The 16,531-nt window shown below is 63.1% G+C and carries 14 protein-coding genes; 9 read left to right on the forward strand and 5 right to left on the reverse strand.

The genetic code is table 11. The features are described 5' to 3' along the window. The first annotated feature begins 257 nt into the window (after positions 1 to 257). A complete protein-coding gene (locus KHO30_RS28290) occupies positions 258 to 611 on the forward strand; it encodes a BON domain-containing protein (protein ID WP_054043266.1) in 354 nt (117 codons plus the stop codon). Between the two features lie 234 nt (positions 612 to 845). Continuing rightward, complete coding sequence (locus KHO30_RS28295) at positions 846 to 1,094, forward strand: hypothetical protein (RefSeq protein ID WP_093636592.1); 249 nt, start codon at positions 846 to 848, stop codon at positions 1,092 to 1,094. A 10-nt stretch (positions 1,095 to 1,104) separates the two neighbouring features. On the opposite strand, the gene KHO30_RS28300 is transcribed toward KHO30_RS28295, so the two are convergent. Then, positions 1,105 to 1,893 carry a sulfite exporter TauE/SafE family protein gene (locus KHO30_RS28300; RefSeq protein WP_093636589.1) on the reverse strand — a complete coding sequence of 263 codons (789 nt, stop codon included), beginning with the start codon at positions 1,891 to 1,893 and terminating at the stop codon, positions 1,105 to 1,107. A gap of 155 nt (positions 1,894 to 2,048) precedes the next feature. Next, on the reverse strand, positions 2,049 to 2,966 hold the full coding sequence (locus KHO30_RS28305; protein WP_200651144.1) for a LysR substrate-binding domain-containing protein: 918 nt from the start codon (positions 2,964 to 2,966) through the stop codon (positions 2,049 to 2,051). A 63-nt stretch (positions 2,967 to 3,029) separates the two neighbouring features. Between KHO30_RS28305 and KHO30_RS28310 the strand changes: the two genes are divergently transcribed. Next, positions 3,030 to 3,932: a DMT family transporter gene (locus KHO30_RS28310; protein WP_211702969.1), complete on the forward strand. Its 903-nt coding sequence runs from the start codon at positions 3,030 to 3,032 to the stop codon at positions 3,930 to 3,932. 53 nt (positions 3,933 to 3,985) lie between these two features. Here KHO30_RS28310 and KHO30_RS28315 read toward each other — a convergent pair whose 3' ends face one another. After that, positions 3,986 to 4,633 (reverse strand): LysE family translocator, encoded by a 648-nt coding sequence (locus KHO30_RS28315; protein WP_093636581.1) that lies wholly within the window; start codon positions 4,631 to 4,633, stop codon positions 3,986 to 3,988. Positions 4,634 to 4,813: 180 nt separating this feature from the next. Here KHO30_RS28315 and KHO30_RS28320 point away from each other — a divergent pair, with 180 nt between their 5' ends. The 4 genes from KHO30_RS28320 (at position 4,814) to KHO30_RS28335 (ending at position 9,678) form a co-directional block, all read left to right on the forward strand. Further along, complete coding sequence (locus KHO30_RS28320) at positions 4,814 to 5,716, forward strand: LysR family transcriptional regulator (protein ID WP_200651142.1); 903 nt, start codon at positions 4,814 to 4,816, stop codon at positions 5,714 to 5,716. A 176-nt stretch (positions 5,717 to 5,892) separates the two neighbouring features. Next, positions 5,893 to 6,870, forward strand: a complete 978-nt coding sequence (locus tag KHO30_RS28325; protein ID WP_211702970.1) for a hydroxymethylglutaryl-CoA lyase — start codon at positions 5,893 to 5,895, stop codon at positions 6,868 to 6,870. Continuing rightward, a complete protein-coding gene (locus tag KHO30_RS28330) occupies positions 6,867 to 8,114 on the forward strand; it encodes a CaiB/BaiF CoA transferase family protein (RefSeq protein WP_211702971.1) in 1,248 nt (415 codons plus the stop codon). The genes KHO30_RS28325 and KHO30_RS28330 overlap by 4 nt, the downstream gene beginning before the upstream one ends. A gap of 79 nt (positions 8,115 to 8,193) precedes the next feature. Beyond that, positions 8,194 to 9,678: an MFS transporter gene (locus tag KHO30_RS28335; protein WP_211702972.1), complete on the forward strand. Its 1,485-nt coding sequence runs from the start codon at positions 8,194 to 8,196 to the stop codon at positions 9,676 to 9,678. A 1,024-nt stretch (positions 9,679 to 10,702) separates the two neighbouring features. Here the strand turns inward: KHO30_RS28335 and KHO30_RS28340 are convergent. After that, on the reverse strand, positions 10,703 to 11,596 hold the full coding sequence (locus tag KHO30_RS28340) for a helix-turn-helix domain-containing protein (RefSeq protein WP_244864151.1): 894 nt from the start codon (positions 11,594 to 11,596) through the stop codon (positions 10,703 to 10,705). 268 nt (positions 11,597 to 11,864) lie between these two features. Between KHO30_RS28340 and KHO30_RS28345 the strand changes: the two genes are divergently transcribed. Then, entirely contained in the window at positions 11,865 to 12,641 is a 777-nt protein-coding gene (locus tag KHO30_RS28345) for an SDR family NAD(P)-dependent oxidoreductase (RefSeq protein WP_093636562.1), read from the forward strand. A 68-nt stretch (positions 12,642 to 12,709) separates the two neighbouring features. Continuing rightward, complete coding sequence (locus KHO30_RS28350) at positions 12,710 to 14,248, forward strand: amino acid permease (protein WP_054035445.1); 1,539 nt, start codon at positions 12,710 to 12,712, stop codon at positions 14,246 to 14,248. A gap of 114 nt (positions 14,249 to 14,362) precedes the next feature. Here the strand turns inward: KHO30_RS28350 and KHO30_RS28355 are convergent, their stop codons facing one another. Then, positions 14,363 to 16,309, reverse strand: coding sequence for a hypothetical protein (locus KHO30_RS28355; protein ID WP_211702973.1), 1,947 nt, complete (start codon positions 16,307 to 16,309; stop codon positions 14,363 to 14,365). Between the last annotated feature and the right edge of the window lie 222 nt (positions 16,310 to 16,531).

The raw sequence follows: 16,531 nt of genomic DNA on the forward strand, positions 1-16,531 counted from the left end.
ACAGATGTTTGCACAGCGTGACCCGGCACGACAGACAAGAACCGGGCGCGCTGGCGGACCTCGCGGCTTGCCGGCTCCCGTAGCGCATCGCATGCGACTAACGGTGGCCGGCCTCTCTCGCCTCTCGCACACCGTGTCGCAGCCATAGTCGGCCGTCGCTGAGCCGCGCGTTGACGCGTCTTAAGCATGGCCGCCGGTAGTCGTAACGAAGCCGCTTGTACATGCGGTCCAATGTGTAGCTAAGGAGAATAGAAACTATGAAATCGGTCGGTTTTCTGAAAACGCTGGGCTCGGTTGTGGCAATGGTGGTGGCGTGCAATGTGTACGCTCAGGCAAGCGATGCAACGGCTACGGGCACGACCGCAGCGCCGGCTGCAAGTGCCAAGGCCGGCAAGAAGGCCAATAGCCAGTTGGGTCGCAAGGTGCGCAGCGCGCTCGCCAAGGCGCAAGGCATCGACGTCTCGAACATCGCCGTGCGTGCGCGTGGCGGTGCAGTGACGCTGACGGGTTCGGTGCCTGACCAAGGCCAGATCGACGCTGCCGGTGAAGCGGCCAAGGGCGTCGCCGGTGTGACGTCGGTGTCGAACAAGCTGACCGTTGTGCAGCAGTAAGACGCTTGCAATGAGCAGGCCGCGCTAAGCGGCCTGCATAAGCGAGAGCTCCGGCGAATACCCGGAGCTTTTTTTTCGCTTTATTTTTCCTGGCGGTGATTTTTGAAGCGGTGATGATGAATCGGCCAGTACCGGACTGAACGTCGGCGCCGCAACAGCCCGTTTGTGCGCTGTGACACACTATCGACGCGGCGCGAAGCGTACTGTGATGCAAGCGGAACCGGAGTCAACGCCATGGAAACCACGCAATTGCGTTATACCGATCTGCCGATCAGCGATCGGGCGGCTTTCGAACTGGTATGCGCGCGGCATGGTTTTGCGCCGGCGCATTTCGACATCAGCGCCTGCCCGGACCCGGGCGATGCCGCGCACGAGCGCCTTGTCACGGTTCGGCGCGGCGGCTGGGCGCAGTCATATCACGACCATCACGGCCAATGGGTCAGGCAGTTCGAGACCGATCTGACCTGCCGGTTTTTCAAATAGCGCGGCTGCTTTACGACAGCACGAGGCGCACGCCGACCAGCGTGAGCGTGGCGGCGAGCACGTTGCGCAGTAGCGCGTCCGGTGCACGCGACGACAGATAACTGCCGATCGCGATGCCCGGCAATGATCCCACCAGCAGCGACAGCAGCATCGACCAGTCGACCGAACCCAGCAGCCAATGACCGGCGCCCGCCAGCAGCGTGAGCGGCACCGCGTGCGCGATATCGGAGCCGACGATGCGTGTGGTTGGCAGCAACGGATACAGCAGCAGCAACACCGTCACGCCGATCGCGCCCGCACCCACCGACGTCAGCGACACCAGCACACCCAGCACCGCGCCGGTCAGCATGGTGAGCGCGAGCGTACGCCCTTGCCTCGGCGCACGCTGACGGCGCGCGCCGAGCGCCGCGAGCTGTGGGCGGAAGATCAGCGCCACGGCGGTGACCAGCAGGGCGGCGCCGAGCACGATCTGGATCAGCCGGCTCGCGCCCGGTGTGTCCATCCCGTACCGATGCAGCAGGATCAGGGTGATGGTCGCCGCCGGGACGCTGCCCGCCGCGAGACGCAGGGTGATCTGCCAATCGACGGTGCCTTTCAGGCCGTGCACCAGCGTGCCGGTCGCCTTGGTGGCGGCCGCGTACAGCAGATCGGTGCCGACCGCGGTAGCCGGATGAACGTTGAACAGCAGGACCAGGATCGGCGTCATCAGCGAGCCGCCGCCGACACCCGTCAGGCCGACCAGAAAGCCGACGAACAGGCCGGAGACGGAGTACAGCAGATCGATGTGGGGAAGAGCCATTGAGCAGACCGCTGACGGTCGGGTGGGTTGAACAGGTTAGACGGCAAGGCCGGCGCGCACTTGCCTTTGAGCGCCGGCGCATCCCGGCGACAGGCCCGCGACGGCGCGGCGAAAGCCGCTATTGTCGCAAAACTGCCGCGCTTGCGTATGAAGTGCTATGACACGCCTTGCTGCGCCCCCTGCATCCGGTCGATCAGCGCCAGCACTTCGGGCCGGCTCTCGCCCTTCGCATGCACGAAGTAATAAGTCAGCGGCGAGGCGACTTCGTGGCGGCTCACGCGCACGAGGCCACTCTTCTGCAGATACGCGTCGGCCAACGGCACGCGTGCCAGCGCCACGCCGAGTCCCGCTTCGGCGGCGGCCAGCACCAGTGTGTAGTCTTCGAAGCGCCGGTCCTGGGCGCGCGGCTTCAGCGGAATAGCCAGCGCGCCGAACCACGCGCGCCAGCCGGTCACATCCGAGTCGTGCAGCAACGGCACATCGAGCAGTGCGGCATCGCCATGTTTGTGCCGCTGCTTCGCGAGGCGTGCGGCGAGCGCGGGATGCGCGACGGGATAAAGCGTCTCCGGCAGGAACGGCTTGACCTCGAGCTGACGCCAACTGCCGCGCCCGTAGCGAATCGCCAGATCTGCTTCGCCGCCGGCAATGTCCGCGTTGCGATGATCGATATCGAGTTGGATGCGCAGCGCCGGGGCAGCGCTCTCGAATGCCGCCTGGCGCTCGAAGAACCACAGTTTGGCGAACGCGGGCACTACGCTCAGCTTGACCAGTTGCGGGCTGCGCGGCGAGCGCCACTGATCCGCCGCACTGTCGATGATGCCAAACGCCTGCTCGATACGCCCCACGAAGCGCTGCCCGTCCGGCGTCAGCCGCACGCCGCGCGCATGGCGTTCGAACAAGGTCATGCCGAGCCAGTTTTCGACCGCGGCCACCCGCCGGCTGATTGCGCCGTGCGTCAATCCGGCGACCTCGGCAGCGGCGAGAAACGAGCCTTCGCGGGCGACGGCGCAAACGGTTTCGAGGCTCGCAAGCGGCGGCCGCGCCGATGAGGTCGGTGAGGAGGTGTGAGTCATATTCACATCACGATGTGTATTTGTGCGCTAGCTTAGCAGCTCACGGCGCGGCACCATCTGCGCATGAACACACTCACTTCGTCCCCATCGCCCCGTTCCGCGCGGCAGCCGCTGCTGGCGGCAGGCGCGGTCGCCTGCACTATCGTGTCCTGGGCGTCCGCCTTTCCATTCATTCGTATCGGCTTGCAGGGTCTGGCGCCGTTGCCCTTGGCGGCGGCGCGCTTCGCCACTGCGGCGCTGCTGGTGATCGCATGGCTTGCCTATCGGCGTCCGCCGTTGCCGACATGGCGCGACGGTCTGCGTTTCGTGCTGTGCGGGTTTCTCGGCATCGCGCTTTACAACGCGCTGCTCAATACCGGCGAGAAAACGGTGGCGCCAGGGGCGGCGAGTTTCATCGTCAATACGCTGCCGATTTTCACGGCGCTGCTGGCAGCCGTGTTTCTCGGCGAGCGATTCAATCGGTGGGGATGGCTCGGTTCGTTAGTCAGTCTCGCCGGCATCGCGGTGATTGCGCGAGGGCAGCCCGGCGGCCTGACGCTCGGCGCGGGCAGCACGCTGATTCTCGGCGCGGCGCTGTGTTCGGCGAGCTACTTCGTGCTGCAACGGCGCCTGATTCCGGTCTACGGGGCATTGACGTGCACCGCCTACACGTTGCTGGCAGGAGCGGTGTTGCTGGCGCCGTGGCTGCCGGGCGCGTTGAGTTCGCTGGGCAGTGCGCCGCACGGCACGGTGCAGGCGGTGCTGGTGCTCGGCGTATTTCCAGCGGCGCTGGGTTATGCAACGTGGACATTCGCGCTGGGCTACTTCGGCGCGGCGCGCGCGGCCAATTTCCTGTATCTGACGCCCGCGGTGGCGACGGCGTTGTCCGCCGTGCTGACCGGCGAGCGTCCAGGTCTTGCGACGCTCTGCGGCGGATTGATGGCGATTGCCGGCGTGGTGTTCGTGGCGCTGCGGGGCCGCTCGTGAGTCAGAAGGCGCATCGTTCGTTGAGCGCCCTTGCGCAGCCCCGCTAACCCTCTTCAAAGCGCGCGGCGAATCTCGACGATACCGAACGCCGCCAGCGTGATCCCGACGATCCGGTCGATCGCGACGCGCAGCTTGCTGCCGATCGCATGGCGCGCGAGCGATACCACGGTCACCAGAAAACACCACCACGCGATCGAACCGCAAAACACGCCGCCTACGGTGGTCAACGCGATGCTCGATGAAAACGCGCCACGCGGCGCGAGCGTCGTGAACAGCGCGGCAAACATAATGACGGTTTGCGGATTGGTCAGCGTGAGCAGCAATGAACTTGCATACGCGCGCAGTGCGCCGGCGCGGCCTACCTGGGCGAGCTTGCCGTTGCCGTCGCTGTTGCCGTTTGCCGCGTCGGCGGGCGCTTTTTGCAGCAGCGTACGCACGCCGAGATAAAGCAGAAACAGACCGGCGACCAGATGCAAGGGCCGGTCGTAGGCGAGCATGAACTGCGAAATGCCGACCAGGCCGAGCGCCGCGATCAGGCCATAAACCGCATCGCCGGTCGCAATGCCGAAGCCGATTGCGAGCCCCGCGCGCGGACCGCCCGTCAGCGTGCGGCGAATGCACAGCATGCCCATCGGCCCGACCGGCGCGGCAATCGCGAGGCCGACGCCCGCGGAGGTGACGAAGAGACTGGCGGTGGACATGGGATAGCCTTTGTCAGTTGTTCTGATTGCGCAGTTTGCCATACGATTAACGGCCACAACCCGGCGCGCGCTCGACGATCGCCAACCAGCGTGCAGGCCGTGGATACCCTGGGATGGGCTTGGCCGCCGCCTTCCTCGGGCATAATTTTCCCACTTCAAACATCCAGGGCGCGCCCGTTCATGTGGCAAATCGATCAGGTGACGTTGCGCTTGTTCATCGCCGTCTGCGAGGAAGGCACGATCGCGCGGGCGGCCGAACGCGAGTTCATCGCGCCGTCCGCGGTCAGCAAGCGGCTCGCCGATCTCGAAGCGCTGGTCGACGTCGCGCTGCTCTCGCGCAGTCAGCGCGGCGTGCGCGCGACTGCCGCCGGTGAGGCGCTGCTCAGGCACGCACGGCTCATCATGCGCGGCCACGAACGCTTGCAGGCCGAACTCAGCGAATATGCGGCCGGCGCGCGCGGTCATGTCCGGGTGCTGGCGAATGTCTCGTCGATGGTCGAGTTTCTGCCCGAGGCGTTGTCGGTTTTTCTGAAGGCCAATCCGCAGGTTCGTGTCGATGTCGAAGAACGCGTCAGCGCCGAGATCGTGCGCGGTCTGGAGGAGGGTGTGGCCGATCTCGGCATCTGCCGTGATGTGGTGCCGATGGGCAGTCTCGATGTGCTGCCGTATCGCTCCGATCATCTCGCGCTGATCGTGCCGCGCGATCATCCGCTGGCTAGTGAGACGGCGGTTGGCTTCGAGCAGACCCTGGCGTTCGATCATCTCGGGCTCGCATCGAATGCATCGGTGAATGCGCTGATGCAGCGCATTGCGGTGGAAAAAGGCAGCGAGCTCAACTATCGAACCTATGTATCGACCTTCGACGCCGCCTATCGTTTCATCCAGGCAGGCCTTGCAGTTGCGATCCTGCCGAGCGAGGCGCTGCCCAAACATGCGGCTGACGAATACGGCATCGTCGCCGTGCCTTTGCGCGAAGCTTGGGCGGAGCGGCGGTTTGTGATCTGCATGCGCGACCGCAAGGCGCTGACGCTGACGGCGGCGCATTTACTCGACCATCTGCTGCATCCTCTGAAAAGCCCTTAAGGGTTTCCCCTTTGCGACGGCGCACGCCCGCCCCGCATGCCACTGCGGCCATCGCGAGCGGCGATGGAGTGCGTCGTCAACGCAGACTTTGCCGCACGGCCGCGCGCGGGCACGCTGTCACTCAGCGGCTTCATTTCCCACATTCCATGCAAGATTCAAGACCGGGATTCAAGACCATGAGTGACACCCAGGAGCGCGTCGTCGTGACCGAAGTCGGCATGCGCGACGGCCTGCAAAGCATTGCACGCACAATGCCCACCGAGTTCAAGCGGCGCTGGATCGACGCCGCCTATGCCGCCGGCGTGCGGCATATGGAAGTCGCGTCGTTCGTGCCGGCGAAGCTATTGCCGCAAATGGCCGACGCCGACGAAGTGATCGCCCACGCGCTCACCTACGACAATCTGATCGTGACGGCATTGGTGCCGAACCTGAAGGGCGCGCAACGTGCGCTCGATTCGGGCGTGCATCGGATCGTCGCGCCGATTTCGGTGAGTACGGCGCATAGCCTTGCCAATGTCCGCAAGACGCCTGTCGAGATGATCGAGGCATTTGCCGCGATGCGCGAGCTGATCGATAGCGCGGCTAGTGCGAACGTGCGGCGCGTCGAACTGATCGCGGGATTGTCGACGGTGTTTGGCTGCACGTTGCAAGGCGCGGTGCCTTACGCCGATATCGCCGCGATTGCGCGCGCTGCGTTGCAGGCGGGCGCCGATGTCATCGCGCTTGGCGACACCACCGGCGAAGCGACGCCGCGCCAGGTCGGCGAAATCATCGAGCTGGTACGAGAGGTCGCGGGCAGCAAGCTGCGCTCGCTGCATTTCCACGACACGCGCGGCCTTGGTCTCGCGAATACGCTGGTCGCGCTGCAGCACGGCATCCGTGAATTCGACGCGTCGCTAGCCGGCATTGGCGGCTGTCCGCATGCGCCCGGCGCGACTGGCAACGTGAACACAGAGGACCTCGTGTTCATGCTCGACAGCATGGGTTACGACACCGGCATCGACCTCACCCGACTTATCGCGTCGCGCGACATTCTCGCCGACGCGCTCCCCGGCGAACCGCTGTACGGCTATCTGGCGCGCGCCGGTCTGCCGAAGCAGTTCAATGCCGCTGCTCAACGTTTTGAACCTTCCGAATCACGGGTGTCGCAATGACTTCAGCTTCTTCTACGTCTGCTTCTTCTGCACCTGGGTCTTCAGCAGGGCAACAGGGCGCGTTGCCGCTTGCAGGCATCCGCGTGATCGAGTTGTCGCACATGGTGATGGGGCCGACCTGCGGAATGATTCTTGGCGACCTCGGCGCCGAAGTCATCAAGGTCGAGCCGCCGCGCGGCGACGGTACGCGCCGTTTGCTCGGCACCGGCGCGGGATTTTTTCGTACCTTCAATCGCAACAAGAAGAGTGTCGCGCTCGATCTCGATAGCGAAGCGGGGCTGGCCGCGCTGCACAAGCTGGTCGATACCGCGGATGTATTCGTCGAGAACTTCAAGCCGGGCCGCATGGCGAGTCTGGGCCTCGATTACGCGTCGCTTCGTGAGCGCAATCCCAGGCTGATCTACGTCTCGCACAAAGGCTTTCTTAACGGGCCATACGAGCACCGTCTGGCTCTGGACGAAGTCGTGCAGATGATGGCCGGCCTTGCCTACATGACGGGACCGGTAGGCCGTCCGTTGCGTGCGGGCAGTTCGGTCAACGACATCATGGGCGGCATGTTCGGCGCGATCGGCGTGCTTGCCGCGCTGCACGAACGGCATACGAGCGGACGCGGCAAGGAAGTGCAGAGTGCGTTGTTCGAAAACTGCGTGCTGCTTTCCGCGCAACACATGCAGCAGTTCGCGGCGACCGGTGTGCCCGCTGCGCCGATGCCCGAACGCATCAGCGCCTGGGCCGTCTACGACGTGTTCCGGCTTGCCAACGACGAGCAGATGTTTATCGCCGCGACCGGCGACGGCCAGTGGCGCGCGCTGTGCGCGATTCTCGGTCGCGCCGACCTGCTGGCCGATCCGCGCCTCGCGACCAACAACGACCGCGTGCTGGCGCGCGAGTGGTTGCTGCAGACGCTCGGTGAAACTTTGAGTCGCTTCGAAGGCGCGGCCCTCGTGCCGCTGTTCGAGCGTGACCATATTCCCTTCGCGTCGATCACGAAACCGGAAGACCTGTTCGACGATCCGCATCTGAACGAGAGCGGCGGCCTCGCGCGATTGACACTCGATGACGGAAGCGAAACCGCGATGCCATTGCTGCCGATTTCGATGGATGGCGCGCGTCTGCAACCGCGCTCGCCGATCGCCAAGATCGGTGAGCACACCGCCGACGTGCTGCGCGGTTTGGGCTACGACGAAGCACAGATCACGGCGCTGGGCGGCGGTGTAGCGCAGACGCCGCGAGAAGCTGCGTGAGGGTAGCGCTGCGCTCGATGCGTCAAACGTAGTCAATCAATCTCATCCGGCGTCAGACCGGAAATCATGGAGACAGACGATGAAATCGTCGAATCACGCGGTGTATGCGACAGCGGTCGGCGATGCCGGCGCGCTGGGTGGTTTGCCCTCAGGCACCGGTGCATCGGCCAGCGGCCGCGCGGAGGAGATCGCGCTGGAAGGCGCGCGTATTTCCGCGCGGCTCGACCGCTTGCCCGCCACGCGTTCGATCTGGCAACTGGTGATGCTGCTGAGCCTCGGACTCTTCTTCGAACTGTACGACCTGATGTTCTCCGGCTACATCGCGCCGGGCCTCGTGCGCAGCGGTATTCTCACTGCGACGACGCACGGTCTGTTCGGTACCAGCGGTGTGGCGAGCTTCATCGCGGCGTTATTCGCGGGCCTGTTCATCGGCACGGCCGCATGCGGTTTTCTCGCCGACCGTTTCGGGCGACGGGCGATCTTCACATGGTCGCTGCTGTGGTACACCGCGGCCAACATCATCATGGCGTTCCAGGACACGGCGCTCGGACTCAACCTCTGGCGCTTCATCGCAGGGATTGGCATCGGCGTGGAGATCGTAACGATCGGTACGTACATTTCCGAGCTCGTGCCGAAGCATGTGCGAGGCCGCGCGTCGGCCTTTTCACAGGCAGTCGGTTTTTGCGCGGTGCCGATCGTCGCGTTTCTGTCGTATTTGCTGGTGCCACACCGCTACTTCGGCCTCGACGGCTGGCGCCTGGTCGTGCTGACCGGCGTGGTGGGCGCAATCGTGGTGTGGTGGATCCGTCTGCGTTTGCCGGAGAGCCCACGCTGGCTCGCGCAGAAGGGCCGCATCGATGAAGCCGACGCCGTGATGAAGCGACTCGAAGCGCGCGTGGAACGAGAATATGGACGGCCTTTGCCGGAGCCGGCGTTGCCAGAACCGGTGCGCGCGCGTGCGACGTTTCGCGATCTGCTGGTGCCGCCGTATCGCAAGCGCACGCTGATGCTGATCATTTTCCACGTGTTCCAGACGATGGGATATTACGGCTTCGCGAACTGGATTCCGACGTTGCTGATCAAGCAGGGCATTACCGTCACGACGAGTTTGATGTACGCGAGCATCATTGCGATTGCGGCCCCGCTTGGACCGTTGCTGGGGATGCTGATTGCCGACCGCTTCGAGCGTAAGACGGTGATTATCTGCATGGCGGCGGTGAACGTGGTGTGCGGGTTGCTGTTCAGCCAGGCGCGGGAGACGGTATTGCTCGTGAGTTTGGGCGTGTGCCTGGTGCTGGCGGGCAACATTATTTCTTATAGCTATCACGCATATCAGGCCGAGCTGTTTCCGACCAGTATTCGCGCGAGGGCGGTGGGGTTTGTTTATTCGTGGAGCCGGATTTCGGCGATGTTTTCCGCGTTTGTGATTGCGGGGTGCCTGAACCGTTTTGGCGTGAATGGGGTGTTTGTGTTTATTTCGGGGGCGATGATGATCGTCATGTTGGTGATCGGGACGCTTGGGCCGAAGACGCGGGATGTCGCGTTGGAGGATATTTCGAGGTAAAGCTAGGAGGCCCGCCTGGCGGGGCGGGCTTGCTGCCTGGTTCGTGCTTCTTTAGTGTTTCTTTGGCGTTGCCGAAACGGTTGGCGCTACGCGGATCGGAGGTGCGCCCGATGGCGTCGTGGCCGGGGTGGGTTTCTTGGCCTGTTTCGGTTTCTTTACTTCGCGGTTACTGCGCATTTGACCTTTTGCCATGATGGGCTCCCCAGTAGGCTTTTATCGCTCCGCGAGGGAGCTAGTTGGATAGTGTGCGCTGAATTTTGTTTTTATGGGAGAGGATTTGGGGTTTTTTGCCTGCGGGGCGCTTATTGTCAGTGTTCTTAGCGCTTTGGCCTTTCCTTGAATTGTTAGTGGTTTATTAGCGTTCCCCCTGTGCGGGGGGGCACCTACTTTTCTTTGCCGCCGCAAAGAAAAGTAGGCAAAAGAAAGCGGCTAGAAGCCCCTGCTAAGCGGGCACCGTGGTTTGCCTGGGGTAGTGGTGCGACTGGAATCCGTGTTCTCGCACACTCCGCGTTAGTGACAAAGGAGTCATCAGCTCCCACTCCGCACTACGTGCGTCGCGGACGGGTCTGCATGGGAAACCACGGGCTTCGGTTGAGGTTAAAACGTAGCGATCGGTTTTATGAACGGCTCTTCGGCGCGCGAAGCGCCGCCGGAAGTATGACGCCCTTGTCACAAGCTTATGCACGGGCACGAACACAGATTCCAGATGCACCACTACCCTGAGCGAGCTGCGGGACCCGCTTAGCAGGGGCTTCTAGCCGCTTTCTCTTGCTTACTTCTCTTTGCGGCGGCAAAGAGAAGTAAGTGCCGCCCCGCACAGGGGCAACGCTAATAGACCACTAACAATGCAAGGAAAGGCACCAAAGCCAGAACAAGGAAACGCCAAAGCCCTAAGAACACGGCACAACAAGTGCCGCAGGCAACAAACCACCCTTCAACCGGCGCGCGCCCTACTGCGCCGCCAAGTCTCCGATGGCAACTCCCCAAACTGCCCCCGATACTCATTGGAGAAATTCCCAAAATGCTAAAACCCCCACCGCGTGGCGACTTCAGTAACAGACCCAGCGGCTCTCAGTTCCCGCCGCACATGATCAAGCCGAACCGCTCGTATATACGCTGAAGGATTCACTCCAACCGTATCCTCAAACGCATACTGCAAAGTGCGCCGACTCGCGCGAAACCGCGCACATAGCTCGGCGACAGACAGCGGGCAATCCGGCGACTCTTCCACCAGCTCACGAACGCTGCGCACAAGCTGCCAGTTCCGCGCGGTACGCGCTTCGACATTCCCGTGTGGATCCGCATCCCGCATTCCCTGCAATGCCTCGGCAAGACCAAATATCACCGACTTCTCGAACGAGGCCGCCACGCCGCCATCATCGAGCAGAGTCGGCGTCGCACTCACGGCGTCAAGCAATGGCTTCAGCACCTCGCGAAATCCTTGCAACCTCGCAGGATCGACATTCAACACACCAGGCCTCGCGCCCAGCAACGGCGCAATCTCATCGAGCTGCGAGCGCAGCAAATGATCGCCAATCGCGTCAGGCTCGATCTCCAGATTCACCACCAGATGCGTATCGGGAGATAAAAACTCGAATCCGCCATCGCCGGAAAACACATGCAGACCGTCGCGATGACTCGTCTGCCCGCACAGCAGTGCATGCCCTTCGAGTTGAAATGGAATGCCCACGGCGAGCCTGGACCGCGCCACCTGGCCGCGTTGATAGACCGTGCGGTTCAGGCGTTCCACCAACACCCGCACGCCGCCCGCGGCGAACGAACTCACCGAGCCGTCGAAGGCGCCACGCGAAATCTGGCAATAGCTCTGGTTCCACGCGTCGAGCAACATCGCCTGCTCGTCGATGTTCCGGCAATAGCGAATCTCGACGGCGCTGCTTGTCTGATTGGCCGGCTGCATAGCTTCTCCCGATTCTGTTGGCGCTCCCCGAAAGCCTCGTGCCGACCAGTGTATGCGAAAAAAAGTCCGTGCCGCACCCGGGGTTCAGGCCGTCTGCGCTCATCCGGGTGCGCTCGAATCACCGCATGTAATGCATTTGTCAGTAAGGCAGATTTTTACGGGATTTTTACTTTTTGCCAATTTTGGATAGTCGCCGCTTTTTGCCGCCCCTACTTTGTGCACAACGCAATGCAATACAACGCACTGGACACTGGAACGGGAGTCACGCATGAGCAGAGCGGCAGGCAGGCTGGAAGGCAAGATCGCAATCGTGTCAGGCGGCGCGACCGGTGCGGGCGGCGCGGCGTCGCTGCTATTCGCGCAGGAAGGCGCGCAAGTCGCCGTGGTCGATATCAATACCGATGCGGGCGAGGAGGTCGTGACGCGAATTCGCGCGGCGGGTGGCACAGCCGAACTGTTCGCTGCCGATGTATCGAAGCGCGCTGCCGTGGACGCCGCCGTGGCGAACATCATGGCGCGCTTCGGGCGCATCGACGTGCTGTTCAACCACGCCGGCAGCATCGTCGTGAAGCCGTTCGTCGATACCACCGACGAAGACTACGACTGGCTCATGAACGTCAACGTCAAAAGCATGTTCATGATGACCCGCGCGGTGCTGCCGCACATGCTCGCGGCAGGCGGCGGTTCGATCGTGTGCACCGCGTCGATTTCGTCGGTCGCGGCCACGCCGCTCGAAGTGCTGTACTGCACGACCAAAGGCGCATGCGCCATGTTTGCGCGGTCGATCGCCGTCGAGTATCGCGACCGTGGCATTCGCTGCAACGCCGTGTGTCCCGGCTTCATCGATACGCCGCACGGACGCCGCGAAATCAGCGCGCTTGCGAAGTATGGATTCGATGCGAGCGAAGCGGCGCTGTCGGTGCAGCAGGGCCGTCTGTGCGCGCCGGAAGAAGTCGCGCGCGCGGCGCTCTTTCTCGCCAGCGACGACGCCAGTTTCGTCAACGGCGCACACCTGTACGTCGACAACTGCTTTACGGCTGCGTGAGCCGGTCCTTCGTCGCGCGGTCACGCCAGTTTGCCGCTTCGTCATAACCCTGTTCAAAGGATCGCGTCATGGACATCAACACGGCCGTGCCGTCGGCGGAGTCCGCCGACAACGACGTCAAGCTGTTGCACAAGATGGGCTACGCGCAGGAACTGTCCCGGCGCATGGGGGCGTTCTCGAACTTCGCGGTGTCGTTCTCGCTGATCTGCATTCTGTCGGGCGGCATCACGTCGTTCCAGATGGGTTTGTCGGCGGCGGGCGGGGCGTCGATCGGACTCGGCTGGCCGCTCGGCTCGCTGTTCGCGTTGGTCGTGGCGGCAGCGATGGCGCAGATCGCGTCGTCGTATCCGACGGCTGGCGGCCTTTATCACTGGAGTTCGATTCTCGGCGGCAAAATGTGGGGCTGGCTCACTGCGTGGCTGAATCTGCTCGGTCTCGTGTTCGTGGTCGCCGCGATCAACTACGGTACTTATGATCCGTTCTTTCGCACGCTGATTGCGCCAATGTTCGGTGTGAGTCCAGATTCGCTCGGCTGGTGGCAGCAGACGCTCTTTCTGACGGTGATCACCGCCTCGCAAGCGTTCCTGAATCATCGCGGCATTCGCATCACCAGCAAGATCACGGACCTGTCGGGTTATCTGATCTTTGTGGTGACGGTCATGCTGGTGGTGTCCCTGCTGGTGTATTCGCCGGTCAAGATCGATCTGTCGCGGCTCTACACGTTCACCAACTTCACGGGTATCGATGGCGGCGCATGGCCCAAGCAGACCATTGCCATGGCGTTTCTGTCCGGTTTGCTGCTGACCGCTTATACGATCACGGGCTTCGATGCTTCCGCGCATACCTCGGAGGAGACGCATCAGGCGGCGCGCAATGTGCCGCGCGGCATCGTTGGCTCCGTGTTCTGGTCGACGACCTTCGGCTATGTGATGGTGTGCGCGTTCGTGCTGGTGATGCCGGATATCACTGCGGGGGTGAAGCAGGGCACCGGGTTCTTCGAAGCGATTCTTGCGCCGATTCCGGGACCGCTGCGCATCCTGATCGAGTTGCTGATGTTCTTCATCAACTACGTATGCGGTCTCGCAGCCGTGACGTCGACCTCGCGCATGATGTTCGCGTTTGCCCGCGACGGCGGCTTGCCTGGCTCGAAGTGGCTGCGCAAGGTGAATGCGGCACACCGCACGCCGGGTGCTGCAATCTGGACCTCGGCGGTGCTGGCGATCGTGGTGACGTTGTACGGCGACGCGTTCACGGTGCTGAGCGCGGGGAGCGCGGTGTTTCTGTTCATCTCCTACGCGATGCCGATTGCAGCCGGCATTTTTGCCGAGGGGCGCACGTGGAAGGAAAAAGGGCCGTTCCAGTTGGGCATGCTGTCGAAGCCGTTCGCGGTGGCGGCGGTGTTCGGCGCGCTCGTGCTCGCCTATGTCGGCATGCAGCCGCCTAATCAGAAAGTGGTGTACGTCATTGTTGGTTTGCTCGCGATCCTGCTGGCGATCTGGTACGGCGCCGGTGTGCGCAAGAGCTTTGCGGGCCCGCCGATCGGCAAGGTGTCGAAGGAGCGCGAGCAGGAGTTGAGCGGGCTCGAGGGGCGACTGGGGGAAAGCTGACGCACTGCGAGTGCGCGGCCAGGCGCCGCCATCCATGTCTGAAAAAAATAACGTCAGCCGGCCCTGAAGCCGGCTGACGTTTTTACGTCTACCGCATGATGAGGCGGTTGCTAATTAGATACCGACGTATCCCACCGGCACCGTCGCATTCGACTTCGCAACCGAAGCGTTGTTAGACACCACATACACCGGCGATTCAGTCAGATTAAGCGTCAACGTCCCATTACTGTAACTCGCGCTCGAAGCATTCCCCATCATATCGACCACCTTCACGGTACCGCTCGTGCCCGGCGCATCCACAGTGAGGCTATACGGCACGCTATAGCTCGAGCTGAACCCAACACTCGCATCCCACACGCTATTGTTGTGCGCCCACAAAGCGGTGATCACCGCCCCATTCCCCACCTGCTGGAACGCGTAGGCGTAGACCCCGGTCGGTGTGCCGTTCACCGCTCCAAGCGTGTGCGTACCATCGAGCGTATGCGTCATCACGCTGATTGCCATCGCGACTGGCTTCGGACTGATATTCGTCGCGCCGAAGGCACCCTGCGCATCGCTCAGGTCGAAGAACGTGCCGTAGCCGACTTCGCCCGGATAGTCCGCACCGTAGAACACATAGGTCTGATCCGCGCCTTCACCCAGCGTGATGATGTGCATGCGCGCCGCGACCGCCGCTTGCGCGTACAGCACGTTCGCGGTCGGATAGTTCGGACCGTACGAGGTGCCGAGGTCGTAGCTGATGCCGGCTTCCGTGGAGAACAGCTTCATGCCCGTGCGGTAGTCGGTAGCCATTTCATTTCGCAGAGCGCGCATCTGGCCGCGCAGCGAACCTGAGGCTGTCGACGGGTCACTGTCGTAGCGCTCCGGCGGATGCGACGGCGAAGTGCCCGCGTCGTAGTAGCCGTGCGTTGCCACCGCGTCGATGTATTGGCCGAAGCCGAGCGGCGCGAGGCGCTTCAGACGCGTCGTGGTCAGGCTCGGGAACGCATCGGCCGGGCCCATCACCACCGCGTTCGAATCGGTGGAATGGACGCCTTGATAGACGGACTGATACAGCGCGATGAAATTGGCATCGGTGTCGGTCCAGAACTCGTTGGGCTCCCACGTCACCTGATAGTAGTTCGCCGACTGGGTCGGGAAGTACGCCGCGCGAATCGCGCTCGATTCCGTGCCGACGCGGCTCATGTAGTTCTGGTAATACGAAAGGTTGGTCGGCACGCTCGTGTCGTCCTGGAACGCGCCGGTGCTGCTCGCCCAGGCAGGGATGCCGTCGAGACGGATCAGGCGCATCACGTTGCCGCTCTTGTAGAACGGATCGAGATTGTTCGCGGAAGGGTTGAAGGTGTTCGCGCCGTTCGGCTCCATCGTCGAAAGCTGGCGGTCGTCGATCGTCGACGAGATGCCGAGGTCGGCCAGCAGAGGGCCGTTGTCGTTCGCGCCCTGCATGCCGAAGCGGTGCTGGTCCTGATGCGCGTAGGTGACCGCAGGCACGACCTGAGACAGGTTCGGCAGCACACCGAAGGTCGCAATGCCGACCGGACGCGTGCCGGCCTGTGGCAGTTGGCCGCCGTTCTGCGCGAGTGTGCCCGTCGCGGCGAAATAGCCGGCGAGCGTCGAGGTGCAGTTGAGCGTGATGGTCTTCGAACCGCTCGGGACGGCGGTGCTGCCGCTCGCCGCCACTCGGCCGATGGTGTCCGTGACGGCCCAGTTCAGCGTGTCGGCATTCGGCACGTTGGTGCTGAAGGCGAGCTGGAAGGTGGTGCCGGAAGCGAAGATGCGTGTGCCGTCAGCACTCGGCGTGTCGGCGGAAATGGTGGCGCTGCCGGAGCCCGCCGAGACGGCCGGCGATGCACAACTGAGCGTCGCGACGGTGGTGCCCGCGCCGTTCACCGTGGCGGTGCCGCCGGTGCTGCTGTTGCCCGCCGCAGTCGAGTTGGACGAGCCGGAGCTGCCGTTGAGCTGGCTTGTTGCGTTGTTGCTGGCGCCGTTACCGCCGCCGCCACCACCGCAGCCCGCTAGCGCGAGAGAAAGTGTCGAAAGTAGGAGTAGTTGCGATTTCATCAATCTAACCAATGCGTTCTGTGACTATTCGCTTGCCTCTTCGCGCAAGGCGCGTAGGGAGACAGAGCAAACATCGGGGTTCAATTGCAAGCCAGCCGATGACCGAGGCATCGACACTGGCCGTCCTGGATGCGCAACCATTCGGTCGCGCGAAGGTGTGATGCCTTCCCGGGTTGTCGGCCCCGAACGCATTTCTCTGCAGAGAAATTCTTATCGTACGAA

The sequence above is a fragment of the Paraburkholderia aspalathi genome, from assembly GCF_905220735.1.
GTDB lineage: Bacteria > Pseudomonadota > Gammaproteobacteria > Burkholderiales > Burkholderiaceae > Paraburkholderia > Paraburkholderia aspalathi.